The 13,586-nt window shown below is 36.9% G+C and carries 10 protein-coding genes; 9 read left to right on the plus strand and 1 reads right to left on the minus strand.

Annotated elements, in window-relative coordinates:
- Nucleotides 1–32: 32 nt before the first annotated feature.
- From LB454_RS10365 to LB454_RS10385, 5 genes are all read left to right on the plus strand, one after another.
- Entirely contained in the window at nucleotides 33–2,336 is a 2,304-nt protein-coding gene (locus LB454_RS10365; RefSeq protein WP_224464598.1) for a hypothetical protein, read from the plus strand.
- A gap of 58 nt (nucleotides 2,337–2,394) precedes the next feature.
- A complete protein-coding gene (locus tag LB454_RS10370) occupies nucleotides 2,395–4,791 on the plus strand; it encodes an efflux RND transporter permease subunit (protein WP_224464599.1) in 2,397 nt (798 codons plus the stop codon).
- Nucleotides 4,788–5,513, plus strand: coding sequence for a tRNA1(Val) (adenine(37)-N6)-methyltransferase (locus LB454_RS10375; RefSeq protein ID WP_224464600.1), 726 nt, complete (start codon nucleotides 4,788–4,790; stop codon nucleotides 5,511–5,513). Before LB454_RS10370 ends, LB454_RS10375 begins: the two co-directional genes overlap by 4 nt.
- Before the next feature lie 87 nt (nucleotides 5,514–5,600).
- Nucleotides 5,601–6,779, plus strand: coding sequence for an acyl-CoA dehydrogenase family protein (locus LB454_RS10380; protein WP_224464601.1), 1,179 nt, complete (start codon nucleotides 5,601–5,603; stop codon nucleotides 6,777–6,779).
- A gap of 268 nt (nucleotides 6,780–7,047) precedes the next feature.
- Entirely contained in the window at nucleotides 7,048–7,830 is a 783-nt protein-coding gene (locus LB454_RS10385) for a DUF3050 domain-containing protein (RefSeq protein ID WP_224464602.1), read from the plus strand.
- A 155-nt stretch (nucleotides 7,831–7,985) separates the two neighbouring features.
- Here the strand turns inward: LB454_RS10385 and LB454_RS10390 are convergent, their stop codons facing one another.
- Nucleotides 7,986–8,321: a single-stranded DNA-binding protein gene (locus LB454_RS10390; RefSeq protein ID WP_224464603.1), complete on the minus strand. Its 336-nt coding sequence runs from the start codon at nucleotides 8,319–8,321 to the stop codon at nucleotides 7,986–7,988.
- Between the two features lie 649 nt (nucleotides 8,322–8,970).
- Between LB454_RS10390 and LB454_RS10395 the strand changes: the two genes are divergently transcribed.
- From LB454_RS10395 to LB454_RS10410, 4 genes are all read left to right on the plus strand, one after another.
- A complete protein-coding gene (locus LB454_RS10395; protein ID WP_224464604.1) occupies nucleotides 8,971–9,201 on the plus strand; it encodes a hypothetical protein in 231 nt (76 codons plus the stop codon).
- 71 nt (nucleotides 9,202–9,272) lie between these two features.
- Nucleotides 9,273–10,043, plus strand: coding sequence for a GLPGLI family protein (locus LB454_RS10400; protein WP_224464605.1), 771 nt, complete (start codon nucleotides 9,273–9,275; stop codon nucleotides 10,041–10,043).
- Nucleotides 10,044–10,046: 3 nt separating this feature from the next.
- On the plus strand, nucleotides 10,047–10,802 hold the full coding sequence (locus LB454_RS10405) for a GLPGLI family protein (protein WP_224464606.1): 756 nt from the start codon (nucleotides 10,047–10,049) through the stop codon (nucleotides 10,800–10,802).
- 11 nt (nucleotides 10,803–10,813) lie between these two features.
- The gene (locus LB454_RS10410) at nucleotides 10,814–13,480 is read left to right on the plus strand and encodes a carboxypeptidase-like regulatory domain-containing protein (RefSeq protein WP_224464607.1); all 2,667 of its coding nucleotides are present in this window, start codon (nucleotides 10,814–10,816) and stop codon (nucleotides 13,478–13,480) included.
- Nucleotides 13,481–13,586 lie beyond the last annotated feature (106 nt).

Here is a 13,586-nt window from a genome sequence, read left to right on the forward strand (position 1 = left end):
TTTACGGCCTTTAAGTTTTATAACTTACACATTTGAAAATTCAACATTTTTTAGGCTTACTCTTTTGTATATTGGTGTTGAACGTTCAAGCTCAATCACCTGTAACGGGCAAAATTGTCGAAGATACGAGTGGAGAAAGTTTTATTGCTAACGCTGTCCTGATCACCAATCAACAGCGTTATTTTTTTTCCAACTATAAAGGAGAATTTACAATCACTCTGCAGGAAGGCGAAGTGGTGCAACAGATTGTTTCCAGAGGTCACGAATCAGTAACTTCCTTTCAAGATGTCTCTATTATAAAGATGACTCCTAAACCTTTGGATGACTCCTCCAGAGTAGGCGATGATGAAATTGACCTCATTGCCGAAAATCAGGTAATTCCTTCTAATTTCAGTTTTAAAAGTTTAAGTAAAACCTCTATTACCAATTCCAAATCGGATTTTGTATTGAGGAAAGCTATTGATTTGAGACTAACAAACAAAGAAGGACTTCAGCAAAAATTAGATGCTGTCAGTGTAGACGGCCTTTCTGAAGTAGTTCCCAAGATGGTAAATAAGGATATCTACTCATTCAATTGGTTTCAAACCTTCATTGAGATTTTTGACGAAAGATTTATTTCACCCTTCAATAAATTAAATGCTATTAATTACGAGTTTTATTCAATTTTTGAAAATTCCGATACCAAAATTATTGGCTTTGAACCCTTACTAAAGGGCTTTCAAAGGTCATTCCAAGGGGTATTGATTCTAGACAAGTCAACATCTAAATTTAAAAGAATTCAGGCAACTTTGGATGCTGATTTTCGACTTAACCTAGTCACTACTTTCGATCTTGAAACTGGTTTACCTGAAAAAACAGATCTTGGTATTTACCCAGGAACTGGAGGCATCAAACTATCTTTTTTTGGTGGAGGAATGTCTTTTGGAAGAATTCAGAAAAAAAATCCAGATGGAGAAGAAGCTGAGCTTCATCATCAGCAGGTATATTATGATAATAAGGCAAATGATACAATTTCTCCATTTCCTAAGTCCTTGAGTAAAATCCTAGAAAATAAAAATGAAATCATCTCCGAAGAGTTTTGGTCAAACTTTGATTATCCTTTTATCAAAGAAAAGAGAGAAAATGTTGAGGAGTTAAAGGCATATATTGAAGAGGAAAATATAGAAAACAGGGTAAAGAGGATTTCAGCCTTTGATGCTGGTTACTTTCCAATAAGTATATTTGATGTTGATCTTACCCGATTATTTAAGGCAAACAATTATGAAGGCTTACGTTTAGGGTTGGGAGTAATTACCAATCAGTCTTTCTCAGAAAAATTCCGACTTGGTGCTTTCACAGCCTATGGTACTCAGGATACTAATTTCAAATATGGATTTAACGGCGGTATGTTGTTAGATTCTGATACCGGAACTTGGCTAAATGCATTCTATGACAATGATATTGAAGAAGTGGGGATGAATAATTACCTCACAGATCAGCGCGTATATACCTTGTTTGAGCCTCGGCTAGTCAATATCACTTTTTTTTATAAATATGAAAAGTATGGCTTGAGCCTTCAGCATAATTTTACTCCTCAGTTGATTTCTGAATTCAAGGTTGATAAAAATAGAATTTCACAAACCCGTGATTATGCTTTCTTAAATGACGGAAACTTGTTTGAGAATTATGACCTGACCTCTGCTACTTTTGGATTGAGATGGACACCAAACTATAGTTACTCCAAGGTTGGAAAAAGGATTTATGTCAATAATGCATTCACGCCTGTTGTTTCGGCTCAGGTGAGTCAAAGTTTTGAAGGCGTATTGGATGGTGATTTTAGTTTTACCAAACTCAGCGCTAAGGTGGATTATGACTTTTCACATAGCTGGGGGAGTTTTTCGAGTATAGAGCTAGGTGGAGATCTAGGTTTTGGAGACATACCATTGATGCATACCTTTCATTCTTTTCCCAACAGTCCTAACAAAGAAGGTGTTTTTAACAGATTTTCTGTGGCAGGTGTCAAAAGTTTTGAAACCATGTATTTCAATGAATTTTTTAGTACCAAATTAGCAACTTTACATCTTAAGCACAGACTAGCTCCTTTTAAACTATCCAACACAATACAGCCAGAGCTTGTCCTGATTTCCAGGTACGCTATCGGTGATTTTGAAAATCCTGAAAACCATCAAAATATAGCTTTTAATACCTTATCTCAAGGTTACAACGAAGCTGGATTTGAGCTTAATAAGTTGTTTTTTGGGTTTGGACTTAGCTTCGCCTACAGGTACGGTGCCTATCACTTACCCAATCTGGAGGACAATATTTCCTTCAAATTCACTTTTTACCTAAAGCTTTAAAAATTAAAAACAGCAAACAAGTTTGATTTTTTACATTTGCAAATTCATATATTACTAAATGCAAAAGGTTTTTAGCTTCGGATTTTGGAATTTCATTGCCAGCAGAATTTTAAGAAACAGAATACCTATCATTTTGATTCTGATAGGTATAACAGTGTTTCTAGGTTTCCAATGGAAAAACATGCAGTTTTCTTTTACAGAGGCCAATTTACTTCCAGACGATGCTCCCATCAATAAGCAGTACGCAGATTTTGAGGAGAAATTTGGATCTGACGGGAATGTCATCATGCTGGCGACAGATGATGAGGACTTGTTTACTCCCAAAAATTTTAAAGCCTGGCAAAAATTAGCCGACACCCTATCTACTTTCCCCGAAATTAAATCTGTAATTGGGATTCATAATTTGCAAAAACTAGAAAAACGCGAAGATCCTAAGCGTTTTGAAATGCAGCCTATACTAGAGAGCGATGCTATTTCTGAAAAACAGATAGAAGCTTACGGTGAAAATCTTTTTACAGATTATCCGTTTTATGACGGATTGATTTTTAACTCTGAAACAAAAACTGTCCAGACGGTTGCTTACATGCAGGACAGTATTGTCAATGCTAAGGGCCGAAAGATTTTTGTCATGGAGAAGTTTGTGCCGCTGATTGAGTCTTTCAAGGATGAAAATTCTATTGAGATTCATGTCTCGGGGATGCCATACATCAGAACTTTAAATTCTCAAAACATCGTCGATGAAATCCAGTGGTTTGTTCTCTCTGCCTTGCTTGTGACCTCATTTATCTTCTTTTTCTTTTTCAGGTCGTTTAGGGCAACGCTCATTTCTATGCTTACGGTAATTATTGGCGTGATGTGGGCTTTTGGATTTATCGGCTTATTAGGTTTTGAAATCACTGTGCTAACAGCTGTCATTCCACCGCTAATCATTATTATAGGAATTCCTAACTGTATCTTCCTCATCAATAAATACCAGCATGAAATCAAGCAGCATGGTAATCAGGCGAAATCTTTACAGCGGGTTATTACTAAAATTGGTAATGCGACTTTAATGACCAATGTGACCACTGCTTCAGGCTTTGCTACTTTTATCTTTACTCAAAGTGAACTGCTCAAGGAGTTTGGTATTCTGGCATCGATCAATATCATTGCTATTTTTATTTTGAGTTTATTGATTATTCCTATCATCTATAGTTATTTGCCGCGCCCTCAGGACAAGCATTTAAGGCATCTTGGGAAACAATGGATAGAAGGTTTTGTAGAGTGGATTGTAAAGATGGTTAAGCATAGAAGAGTTACTATTTATTTCACTTCGGTTGCTGTACTTGGATTAAGTATTATTGGAATCTTTAATATTAAGATTTCAGGAAGCCTGCTGGAAGATATGCCTCAAAGTGCAGACTTCTTTCAGGACATTAAGTTTTTTGAAGACAAATTTGATGGAGTACTACCGCTGGAAATCATGATTGATACCAAACGACAAAATGGAGTCACTAAGCTTTCTACTCTAAAGAAAATGGACGAATTGAAAAGTGAAATCAATGAGATTGAAGAACTATCCCCACCGCTTTCAGTCGTGAATCTGGCTAAATATGCCAAGCAGGCTTTTTATAATAACAATCCAAAATATTACCAATTACCGACTTCTCAGGAGCAAACCTTCATGTCACCCTACATAAAAAGTATGGATAATATGGAAAACGGAATTTCATCCTATGTCGATTCTACAGGACAATTTGCAAGGATGACCATGTTCATGAAAGATGTTACCACCGAAGAAATTTCTAGAATTGAAGCCAAATTGCTTCCGGAAATTGACAAAATCTTTCCCAAAGAGCGTTTTGAAGTGACGATGACAGGAAAAGCTTTGGTGTATCAAAAAGGTACACACTACCTGGTAGATAACCTTATATTGTCTTTATCTCTTGCGATTATTCTTATCGCTTTATTTATGGCGTGGATGTTTCGATCGTTTAGAATGATTTTGATCTCGCTTATTCCTAATTTACTACCGCTCTTGATGACTGCTGGGATGATGGGTTTTATTGGTGTTCCCATCAAACCTTCAACCATTTTGGTCTTTAGTATCGCCTTTGGAATAAGTGTGGATGATACCATTCATTTTCTCGCCAAATACAGGCAGGAGCTCAAAGCCAACCACTGGAAAATTAAGCGCTCGGTGTATCCTGCCTTGAGAGAAACCACAGTAAGTATGTTCTACACCTCCATTGTGTTGTTCTTTGGATTTTCAGTCTTTATGATTTCAAGTTTTGGGGGAACTGTTGCCTTGGGTGGCCTGGTGTCGGCAACTTTATTATTTGCCATGCTGGCGAATTTATTGTTGCTTCCTTCCCTGTTGCTGTCTTTAGAACGAAGCATTGCTAACCACAAAACCATGAAAGAGCCTCAAATTAAGATTATTGACACGGATGATGATGAAAATGAGAAATCATGAAAAAAGAAGTCTTTCGGTTCAAAGAATTTGAGGTAAAGCATTCCCAGTCGGCGATGAAGATTGGAACGGACGCAGTCTTGCTAGGCGCCTGGGCTTCTGTTGATGAGAAGGTGAACTCCATTCTAGATGTTGGTGCAGGTACTGGAATTTTGGCTTTACAGCTTGCTCAGCGATCTTATGCTGAAACCATTGATGCGGTGGAAATTGATCCAGATGCGTTTGAAGAATGCGTAAGCAATTTTGAAAACAGTCCCTGGGGAGATCGCTTGTTTTGCTATCACGCCAGCTTTACCGAATTTTATACTGAAATGGATGAGACCTACGATTTGATCATCTCAAACCCTCCTTTTTTTGCAGAACAGCCGAAGTTCGACATCCAAAATACATCGCGAGAAAAAGCCAGATTTCAGGAACACTTGAGCTTTGAAGATTTACTGCTCGGTGTTTCCATCATGTTGTCTGCCAATGGATGCTTTAGTGTTATTCTTCCCTTTTCTGAGCAGGAGAAGTTCATTTCAGTGGCCAGCGACTACCAGCTCTACCCATCTAGTATCTTGCATGTAAGAGGTCAACCCACTTCCCCGATTAAGCGAACTCTGCTCAACTTCAGAAGAAATAAAACAGACAGTATCTCAAAAGAGGAGCTTACAATTGAGCATTCCAGGCATGAATATACACAAGAATACATGGATTTGGTAAAGGATTTCTATTTAAAGATGTGATTTTTTAAGATTTAAGCAAAATAATAACAAAGCTTCACAGAAGTTAAGTCTTGTATTCGTTAAATTTGTAGGTAAGAATATACAGATATGAAACAAGATACATTTCAAGCTCCAGATTATTACAATATAGACGATTTATTGACCGAGGAACACCAGATGATTCGTCAGGCAGCGAGAGACTGGGTGAAGCGCGATGTAAGTCCTATTATAGAAGAAGCGGCGCAAAAGGCAGAATTCCCTAAGTCGATCATCAAAGGATTGGCAGGAATTGGTGCTTTTGGCCCTTATATACCAGAAGAATACGGCGGTGCAGGATTAGATCAAATTTCTTACGGCCTCATCATGCAGGAGATTGAACGTGGAGACAGTGGTGTAAGATCTACAGCTTCGGTGCAGTCGTCTTTGGTGATGTTTCCTATCTACGCTTACGGGACCGAGGAACAGCGCAAGAAGTTTTTACCAAAACTGGCGACTGGTGAGTTTATGGGATCTTTTGGCCTTACCGAGCCAGACCATGGTTCCAATCCTAGTGGTATGACTACTCATTTTAAAGACAAAGGCGATCACTATTTATTGAACGGTGCCAAAATGTGGATTTCTAATTCTCCATTTTGCGATGTGGCTGTAGTTTGGGCCAAAAATGAAGAAGGTCGTATACACGGGCTGATTGTAGAGCGCGGCATGGAAGGCTTTTCCACTCCCGAAACGCACAATAAATGGTCTTTACGTGCTTCAGCCACTGGCGAGTTGATCTTTCAAGATGTGAAAGTGCCAAAAGAAAACCTTTTGCCAGGCAAAAGCGGACTGGGAGCGCCTTTGTCCTGTTTGGACTCTGCCCGTTATGGCATTGCCTGGGGAGCGATTGGTGCAGCGATGGATTGTTACGATACGGCTTTACGCTATGCGAAAGAACGCATCCAATTTGGAAAACCTATTGCAGGTTATCAGCTTCAACAGAAGAAACTGGCAGAGATGATTACTGAAATTACCAAAGCTCAGTTACTGGCTTTGCGTTTGGGACAATTGAAAAATGAAGACAAGGCTACTACAGCACAAATTTCCATGGCCAAACGAAACAATGTAGACATGGCGATCAACATTGCCAGAGAAGCCAGACAAGTACTGGGTGGAATGGGAATTACCGGAGATTATAGCATTATGCGACATATGATGAACCTGGAAAGTGTAATTACATACGAAGGTACCCACGACATTCATCTGCTGATTACAGGTTTGGATATCACTGGGATTTCTGCGTTTAAATAGTAAATCCATTCCTTCGCAGAAATACCTATCCATTAGAACATTTTTGATGATGTGTTTTAGCATCGAGCGAAGTCGAGATGTATTGGGTTCTCGACTTCGCTCGAACGTAAACAAGGTCCTTTTTAACATTAGTATAGAAGGTCATTTAAGTGACTAATGGGATGATTGGATTTTTCGATTACATATTCAAAATAAAATTCTAAAATAAAGAGTCAGATAGAGTTAAATCTTATCTGACTCTCTATTTTTGCAAATAAAATTGAAGATAATGCAGGTAACGGAACTCAAAGCAAATTTAAAAGACTTAAGGTCACAACTCATAGACCACCACCTTTATAAAAGTGTAGAATCTCCTCAAGATTTACAGATCTTTATGAAACACCATGTGTTTGCGGTTTGGGATTTTATGTCGCTCTTGAAGTCCCTCCAAACCCAGTTAACCTGCACAAGTTCGCCCTGGGTGCCAGTCGGGAATCCAAAACACCGCTATCTGATTAATGAAATTGTATTGGCGGAGGAAACCGACCTTAATGCCGATGGTGAACGCCAGAGTCATTTTGAAATGTATCTGGATGCGATGCAAAAGGCAGGAGCTTCCACGCAACCTGTGCAAGATTTTGTCGATCAAATCCAGCACGGGACAGATGTGTTTTTGGTCATTGCTACCAGCGATTTACCAGAGAGCGTAAAGGAGTTTCTGATATTTACTTTCAACACCATCAAAAACGGGAAAGCTCATGAGATTGCTGCTTGTTTTACGTTTGGAAGAGAAGAATTGATTCCGGATATGTTTACCTCTATCATCGGCGAGATTCAGCAGAATTTCCCAGAGGAAGATTTGAGTTTGTTCAAGTACTATTTTGACCGTCACATCGAGCTGGATGAAGACGAACACGGCCCGATGGCTTTAGAATTGATCGCTGCCTTATGTGGTGAGGATGAGCAGAAGTGGAACGAAGTGGAAGTGTGTTCTCGAGAAGCTCTGGAAAAACGACTTATTCTTTGGGATGGGATTGCTAAAGAAATCAATTATTATAAGGCTATTGCGTAAGTCCCCTCCCGACCTCCCCGAAGGAGAGAAAAAAAATGCCCAGCCCTAGCCCATCCCTAAGGGAAGAAAATAAAAAAACTCCTGCTCTAATTGTAGAGCAGGAGTAAAAGTTATTCCCCCCTGGAGGGAGTTAGAACGAGGAATTTGACTTTTGCCTATTTCTGGCTTGTAGGTACAATCTCCGAACAATTGACTTCGGTGATGTAGCGTTTTTCGCCGTCTTTGGTTTCGTAAGAGCGTGGAGCAAGTTTACCCCTCAGTAAGACTTCCTGTCCTTTCTTGACGTAAGTTTCTATAAAGCTGGCGGTCTTGCCCCAGGCGACGATATTGTGCCAGTAGGTGTTGGTAATTTTTTCTCCGCTGTTATCGTAATATAATTCATTAGTAGCGAGTGAGAATTTAACTAATTTTTTTCCAGACTCTAGATTAACAACTTCTGGATCCTGGCCTAAGTGGCCCATTAACTGTACATGATTTTTTAAAGTACTCATAACTATAAAATTTAAATGATTTTAAAACTGACTCGGACTATCCAAACCAGGTCGAGGTTACTTTCCATCGACAGGGCAAAGATGCGGCAGGAGTTTTGTTGTAGTCGTCTGTTATCCAGTTACTTCCTTTTACTTACGATTACAATCGTTTGTAGTCGTTTGCAAACAATAAAAATGAATAGATAATTAAGTTAGTTGTCGATAAATAAGAAAATCCATTCATCTTAAAAATCTGCTTTTAAAACTCACTTTTTCCACTATAATATTAGTTAAAAAGAGAGATGTTTTAACTATAAATGCCACCTAATGTTCCATTAAAATTGAGTTGAGACGAAATTCTGTTAAAAAATACAAGATAAAAAAGTAAGGTTTTCCCATAGTATGAGTAAGGTCGAACCGTACTTGTGAAAGAAATATTAATAATATCTTTATAAAAACAAAAATCATATGCTAATGAGATAGCTGTAAGATTAAAAAAGAGAAAGCTCCTGCCAGGCAGAAGCTTCTCCCGTAAAGGCATTAATACATACACTTCACTTCGCGAAGCAAATGTATGGGTTTTCATGAGATGCGCAACTTCTTAAACGAGAAGTATGGAGAATCTGGTAAGATTGAAAACTGCCACAATTAATTATTTAAACTTATTAAAATGAAAAATTTATTTTTTGCACTATTGTTAATTTTTAGCCTTTCAAGCTTCACTAATACTGATAAGAATCTTCAATCTTTAGAAATAGAGGAATCAGTTGAGATTTCTGTAGAAAAAGAAGTTGACTTTGCTAGATGCAGATGGAGAACTTGTACTTATATAAATGGTGAACTTCAAGGTTGTACAGATTGGACATATGGTGAGTGCATTGATGGTGTACCACAAAAGTAATTATTGTAATTTTTAAATTAAATATCCTGTACGATAGTTTCTTTATTGTACAGGAGTTTTAAATCAATAAAATGAAAACACTTTTAAAATTAAGTTTAGTCATCCTACTATTTACAATACAGATAAATGCTCAGTCCATTTGTGGTAAGGTTAACTACACGCATTCTACGCATTTTTCAAGAGATTTCTCAAGAGAATTCACATTGGAATTTAATTCGAGATCCTCTCTTTATAAGGAAGTGGTGAATAAGAAATCAAATAAAAAAGAATCTATCTCACAAGAGAATGAGGGTTTACAATTGAATGTTGAAGCAGAAAGAAACAATCTTAATCCAGAGATGTATCTCAACAAAATTGATGACTTACATTTTTTACAGATTTGGTACGACAAAGAGCTTGTTGTCAAGGAAGATGCTTTTCAATGGAATTGGGATTTGAAAGATGAAACCAAAACGATTGGAAATTTCTTATGCTATAAAGCTAAAATAGAGTTTAGAGGTAGATTTTATACAGCCTGGTACTCGCCAGAAATACCAATTCAATTTGGGCCTTGGAAATTCCAAGGACTCCCAGGGCTTATATTAGAGGTATATGATGCAGATAGAGTTTTACATATACACGCAAAAAAAATATCACTATCCAAAGAAGAGTCTTGTTCAATTTCTTATGATGAATCTAAGTTTGAGAATCCTATGACTGTAGATGAATATTTGATAGAAAGAGAAATTCTTGTAAATAAAGAATTAGCCAGGCTTTCTAGTAAAATGCCGAAAGGTTACAAAAACCAACCTCTCAACCAAAAATGTGAAGATTGTAAGGAGCAAGTTGAAAAATTTAAATAACTCATGAATAAATTGCTGGTACTACTTCTCATTACTTTATCAAACACTTACGCTCAGGAGAATACTCAAAAGCTTAAAGTTGTTGATTATACACTTGAACAAAACTTTGATCTTTCCTCAACAAAAAAATCTATTTTAACTTTCAATTCGACTCAATCTAAATATCAAGAAGAAAAAGGAGATATTAAAGCAATTCCTGAGAATGCTCAAGTTAGAGATTTATCAGGTTCAAATTCTACTTTTTATAATGTGAATTTAAAAGACCGAACTTTAAAAATGAAAACCCAATTAGATGGTGAAACTATGATTGTGAAAGAGGATTTACCAGCAATTGAATGGAATATTAAGCCGGATTCAACACGAGAAATTATGGGCTTCAATTGTATAGAAGCAGAAGCTGTTTTCCGAGGTAGATTTTATACAGCCTGGTTTTCGCCAGAAATTCCAGTTCCTTTTGGTCCCTGGAAGCTTCAGGGTTTGCCTGGTCTTATTTTAGAAGCTTATGATAAAATGGATGAAGTACATTTTTATGCGACACAACTGAAGTACGAGCAAGGCTCTCTAAAAGAACTGAATATTTCTAATGAAAATGATGTTGGCAGGGAAATTAGTCTAAAAGACTACATAGAATTAAGACAAAAGGATGTTGAAAAACAACTGGCTAAAATTCTGGCAGCACTCCCTAGAGATACAAAAGTTAGTAATATCAAAACCTCCAAATACAAAGGACTAGAGCTGGAGTATCCTTGGGACAATTAAGTGTTTGAAATTTGAAAAAAAACATCCTACTTTTTATTGCAATCTTATTCTTGATTTGTAATAGTATTTTAAATGCCCAAACCAAGGTACAAGGCACCATCAATGATAGTCAAGGAAACGCTATTCCTTTCAGTAATATTCTTGTCAAAAAGGATTCTCTATCCTCAATTATATCCTATGCCTATTCCGATGCAAAAGGGAAGTACAACATCAGCATCAAAGAATCTGGTGAGTATACTCTAGTCTTTTCCAGTCTTGGGTATACATCTCAGAACAAAATCATCTATCTTGATGAAGATACCAATGAAATCAATATAGCTGTAGTTCTCAAAGATGAATCTACAAGTCTAGATGAAGTTATTGTTTTAGCCGAACGACCTATAAGAGTTCAAAACGATACTATCACTTTCAAATCCAAATACTTTACGGATGGAACAGAGCAAACCGTAGAAGATTTATTGCGTAGAATCCCAGGATTGCAAATAGACAGTGAAGGTACCATAAAAGTCGGCAATCAAGAAATAGAAAAGCTGATGGTGGATGGGGACGACCTCTTTGAGCGCGGTTATAAACTGCTTTCTAAAAATATGCCTGCGTACCCTATAGAAGAGGTAGAAGTATTAAAAAACTATTCCAACAATCGCTTGTTGAAAGGTGTGGAAGACAGTGATAAAGTAGCTCTAAATTTGAAGCTTGATGAAAAGTCCAAACGGATCTGGTTTGGAAATATAGAAGCTGGCCATGGTAATGATGGGTTTTATGAACTGAAGACTAACTTGATGAATTTTGGGAAAAAGAATAAATATTACTTCCTGACCAATTTCAACAGCATAGGTTACGATGCGACTGGAGATATCAATCAATTGATACGACCAATGCGTTATAACGAACCAGCCAGTATTGGAGACAACCAGCAGGTGCGCGACCTCATTAGTTTGGCGCCTCCACAGCTTAATTTCAAGCGCAGAAGAACTAATTTTAACAATGCCGAGTTGGTATCTTTGAATGCAATTTTTAACCCTACTGAAAAGCTTAAGATCAAAACCTTAGGTTTCTTTAATGCCGATGAAACCGATTTCTTTCAAACCAATATTCAAAATGTAACATTAAATGATGTCAATTTTACGAATACAGAAGATTTTCAACTGAAAAATAGAAAGCTAATAGGCTTTGGAAAATTAGATTTTGTTTATGATTTTTCAAAAACTGAAATGCTGGAAAGCACCACAAAATATAATTCCGGAAATTTTGATGATGATTCCAATTTACTTTTCAATGGGATTTCTACCCGGCAAGATTTGTCGCATACCAATACGTTATTTGATCAAAAGCTGAGTTATAGCAATAAGTTTAAAGACAAAAAAGTCTTTCTGCTCACAGGGCGTTTTATTGACGAAACGACACCACAAACTTACCGTTTAAATCAATTCTTTTATGAAGATCTGTTCCCAGATCAATCTGCAGATAATGTAAGACAACTCAGTGACAACAAAATGCAGTACATAGGTGTAAACGCGCATTTATTGGATAGAAAGGCTAATGATGATTTATTTGAAGTGCAAGTGGGAAATGAATTGAGGAAAGACCGCTTGCAGACCAGTTTGGAGCTATTAGAGGATGATGTGGTCTCAAATCGACCCGATGGCTACCAAAACCAAACCTCATACACGGTGAATGACTTGTATTTAAAATCTAAATACAGATACAGTATAAATGATTTTGCGATCATAGGGGAAGCAAATGTGCATCAATTGTTTAACAAGTTGGAATTAGAGAATTCTTCTGACAACGAATCTCCTTTTTTTGTAAATCCTAGATTGAGTTTGGATTGGAAGATCAGCGATAAAAACAGAATACGTTCGTCTTATTCTCACACCACCACCAATGCTAAAATTCTAGATGTATATTCAGATTTTGTATTGACAGGTTTTAGGCCTTTTACTAGAGGAACAGGCGAATTCAATCAATTAGACGCTTCCTCGTTGACTTTCAATTATGAACTCGGGAATTGGAGCAGCCGATTTTTTGCAAACACCTTTGTGTTGTACAGCAAGAATCATGATTTTTTTAGTACCAACACATTTATTGATCAAAACTTTACTCAATCGAGCAAAATTTTAATTCAGGATAGGGAGTTTATCAGTATCAATTCCAAATTGGATTATTATTTTAAGTTTATATCTTCCAATTTGAAATTGGACCTAAGTTACAGTCAATCAGAATTCAAAAACATAGTCAACGATTCTGAACTAAGGCAAGTGGAATCTACTACTATTGGTTATGGTCTGGAATTAAGATCAGGTTTTACGGGTTGGTTTAACTACCATTTGGGCACTAAGTGGACTAGTAACGAGATACAAACGACGATTCAAAATTCGTTTACAGATAATGTCAGTTTTTTGGATCTAAGTTTTATTTTAAATGAGAGGTTTAATATTCAGGTGGAGTCAGAGCGTTACGAATTTGGAAATATCAACCTAGACAATGTGTATTATTTTGCCGATTTGGAAGCACAGTATAAATTAAAAAAAGACAAGTGGACGCTTGGACTGAGTGGAAAAAATCTTTTCAATACCAGGCAGTTTAGAAATTTCAACATTAGTGATATCGGATCCACCACTACGACTTATCGGCTATTGCCAAGGTATGTTTTATTAAAGGTTTTGTATAGATTTTAAATAGCTGTTTCTCGAAGCTTTTCCAAAGAGAGATAAAAATTAAAATTTTAAACATAAGGAAGTTATGGGTTATAATTACCTTGACTTCTACCTCTAATTCACCTAA

The organism is Psychroflexus montanilacus, assembly GCF_020164535.1.
Lineage (GTDB): Bacteria > Bacteroidota > Bacteroidia > Flavobacteriales > Flavobacteriaceae > Psychroflexus > Psychroflexus montanilacus.

Coding starts and splice junctions, on each gene's coding strand:
- LB454_RS10375 (WP_224464600.1), top strand. CDS start 4,788: ATGAAAAAAGAAGTCTTTCGGTTCAAAGAATTTGAGGTAAAGCATTCC.
- LB454_RS10395 (WP_224464604.1), top strand. CDS start 8,971: ATGAAAAATTTATTTTTTGCACTATTGTTAATTTTTAGCCTTTCAAGC.
- LB454_RS10370 (WP_224464599.1), top strand. CDS start 2,395: ATGCAAAAGGTTTTTAGCTTCGGATTTTGGAATTTCATTGCCAGCAGA.
- LB454_RS10380 (WP_224464601.1), top strand. CDS start 5,601: ATGAAACAAGATACATTTCAAGCTCCAGATTATTACAATATAGACGAT.
- LB454_RS10385 (WP_224464602.1), top strand. CDS start 7,048: ATGCAGGTAACGGAACTCAAAGCAAATTTAAAAGACTTAAGGTCACAA.
- LB454_RS10400 (WP_224464605.1), top strand. CDS start 9,273: ATGAAAACACTTTTAAAATTAAGTTTAGTCATCCTACTATTTACAATA.
- LB454_RS10390 (WP_224464603.1), bottom strand. CDS start 8,321: ATGAGTACTTTAAAAAATCATGTACAGTTAATGGGCCACTTAGGCCAG.
- LB454_RS10405 (WP_224464606.1), top strand. CDS start 10,047: ATGAATAAATTGCTGGTACTACTTCTCATTACTTTATCAAACACTTAC.